Source organism: Staphylococcus sp. FSL H8-0121, assembly GCF_038008425.1.
Classification (GTDB): Bacteria; Bacillota; Bacilli; order Staphylococcales; family Staphylococcaceae; genus Staphylococcus; species Staphylococcus pasteuri.
In genome coordinates, this window is the sequence record NZ_JBBOZB010000010.1 from 1 (window position 1) to 2,566 (window position 2,566).

2 protein-coding genes are annotated in these 2,566 nt (G+C 30.6%); one reads left to right on the plus strand and one right to left on the minus strand.

The window, feature by feature from the left end; all coding sequences use genetic code 11:
• Positions 1 to 447: 447 nt before the first annotated feature.
• Positions 448 to 933 (minus strand): lincosamide nucleotidyltransferase Lnu(A), encoded by a 486-nt coding sequence (gene lnu(A) / locus LFT63_RS12595; RefSeq protein WP_001829870.1) that lies wholly within the window; start codon positions 931 to 933, stop codon positions 448 to 450.
• 218 nt (positions 934 to 1,151) lie between these two features.
• On the opposite strand from lnu(A), the gene LFT63_RS12600 reads away from it, so the two are divergent.
• A complete protein-coding gene (locus tag LFT63_RS12600; protein WP_077917489.1) occupies positions 1,152 to 2,156 on the plus strand; it encodes a protein rep in 1,005 nt (334 codons plus the stop codon).
• The last annotated feature ends 410 nt before the right edge of the window (positions 2,157 to 2,566 follow it).

The window sequence follows — 2,566 nt, forward strand, 5'->3', positions numbered from 1 at the left end:
ACTTTTTCAAGAATGTAGTAGCAATATTCAAGACAAATTAATTTTTATAACTGCTCGGAATATCTCAAGCCGTTTCTTTAATTTTGAAATAAAAAAATCGACGAAGGTCGATTATGGTTTTTACACGCGTTCTTTTAGAACGCATAAGTGCGCCCTTACGGGAATTAACTAGATTATAACGATGAAAAATAGATCTGTAAAGCGATAACTATTGTGATAAAGTTTGCTAAAAAAAGGAGTGTTTTATTTTTATAATTATCAAGACGATAATAAAAAATAGAACACGCATTTATGCCGAGAAAATTTATTGATGTTGAGAAGAACCCTTAACTAAACTTGCAGACGAATGTCGGCATAGCGTGAGCTATTAAGCCGACCATTCGACAAGTTTTGGGATTGTTAAGGGTTCCGAGGCTCAACGTCAATAAAGCAATTGGAATAAAGCAATTATGTTATTGATTTTAAATTTTTTATATCAAAATGGTCTTTTTCTGTTAAATCATAACCAGAATGAAAAAGAAGTTGAGCTTCTTTTGAAATACATGGTATTTTTCGACCTTTGTAATTAGTTTCTGAAAACCAGTCATTTTGGAAAACATAATTACCACCTTCTGGGTTTGCTTGGGTAATTGATCCATCATCATTTAGATTTATAGGATGAATATCTAAATACCCATATTCTTCATGCTTAAGTTCCATGCGTGAAGGCATCCAATCAACTTCTATTTTGTATCCGATATCTTCTAATTTTTGTATAACTTTTTGAGTGTGTTGAGCGTCAAAATCTATATCTATATCTCTGTGTTCTCTTTGTTGTTTTCCAGTTAATACATCTACCCCCCAGCCACCATCTAACCAATAAGTTACTTTCATGTGTTCAAATAAATCTAAAATATAAAATAAATCTTTTTCTGTTACATTATTATTTTTCATTTTATCCCTCCTAACTTGGGAATTTGAAACGAGTTGAAAACGAGTTTCTTCTTGTCTTGATACTATATAGAAATAACGTTCTTTTTTAAAAACATGATTTGTCGTTGATATGACAGTGTTTTTATGTATTTTTGGAGTTGAAAAGAAAATTTGACACGAAAAAACCCCAGTTATATTATTAAGGTGTCGAATCTTAAATAAAACTGGGGGCTTTTTATATGCAATATAATACTACTAAATATATTGACGAAAATCAAGATAACGAAACATTAAAAGATATGACGAAAAGTGGGAAGCAACGCCCATGGAGAGAAAAGAAAATTGATAATGTAAGTTATGCAGACATACTGGAAATTTTAAAAATTAAAAAGGCTTTTAACGTAAAACAATGTGGTAACGTCTTAGAGTTCAAGCCGACTGATGAAGGTTATTTGAAGTTACATAAGACATGGTTTTGTAAATCAAAATTATGTCCAGTTTGTAATTGGAGGCGTGCTATGAAAAATAGTTATCAAGCTCAAAGAGTGATTGAAGAAGTGGTTAAGGAAAAACCGAAAGCACGTTGGTTATTTCTAACACTTTCAACAAAAAATGCTATAGATGGGGATACTTTAGAACAAAGTTTGAAACACTTAACTGAATCATTTAGAAGATTATTTAAATATAAAAAAGTTAGTAAAAATTTAATTGGTTTTATGCGTTCAACAGAAGTAACAGTTAATAAAAATGACGGCAGTTATAATCAACATATGCATGTTTTGTTAAGTGTTGAAAATAGTTATTTTAAGAATAAAGCTAATTATATAACTCAAGAAGAATGGGTTAGTTTATGGCAAAAAGCATTACAAGTTGATTATCGACCCGTAGCAAATATTAAAGCGATCAAACCAAATCAAAAAGGCGATAAAGATATTCAAGCAGCTATTAAAGAAACCTCTAAATATTCGGTTAAGTCATCTGATTTTTTAACTGATGATGATGAAAGAAATCAAGAAATCGTGAATGATTTAGAAAAAGGTTTATACCGAAAGCGTATGTTGAGTTATGGTGGATTACTTAAACAAAAACATAAGATTTTAAATTTAGATGATGCCGAAGATGGTAATTTGATTAATACAAGTGACGAAGATAAAACAACAGACGAAGAAGAAAAAGCACATTCGATTACGGCAATTTGGAATTTTGAAAAACAAAATTATTATTTAAAAAATTTGAAACGTTAGCTTAAAAGCTAGCGTTTTTTTATGTATTTTTGCCCCTGCGGGAACTATAGCGTTCAACCGGCATGGTTGACCACTTTTCATGCCAACTTTTAAGTTTGCATGTAAATGGGCAGTGCAGTGTCTTAAAAAATCAACACTGGATTTGCTCGAATTTTAGTTTGTGAAATTAAGATATATTTATTTGGCTCATATTTGCGTTTTAAGAGGGTATATAAGTTTTTTGGTATAAAACTATATGATTTACCCCTAATTCTTTAAAATGCCCCCTTAAAATTCAAAATAAAGGCATAAAAAATAAAAGCTACCCCAAAATTGAGATAGCTTTTTTCTTTCGTACGGTCTGTTTATTTTTCTTTCGACGCCGTATCGTCGATGGAATTCAAAAAAGTTATGGGCTATAAATCTACATC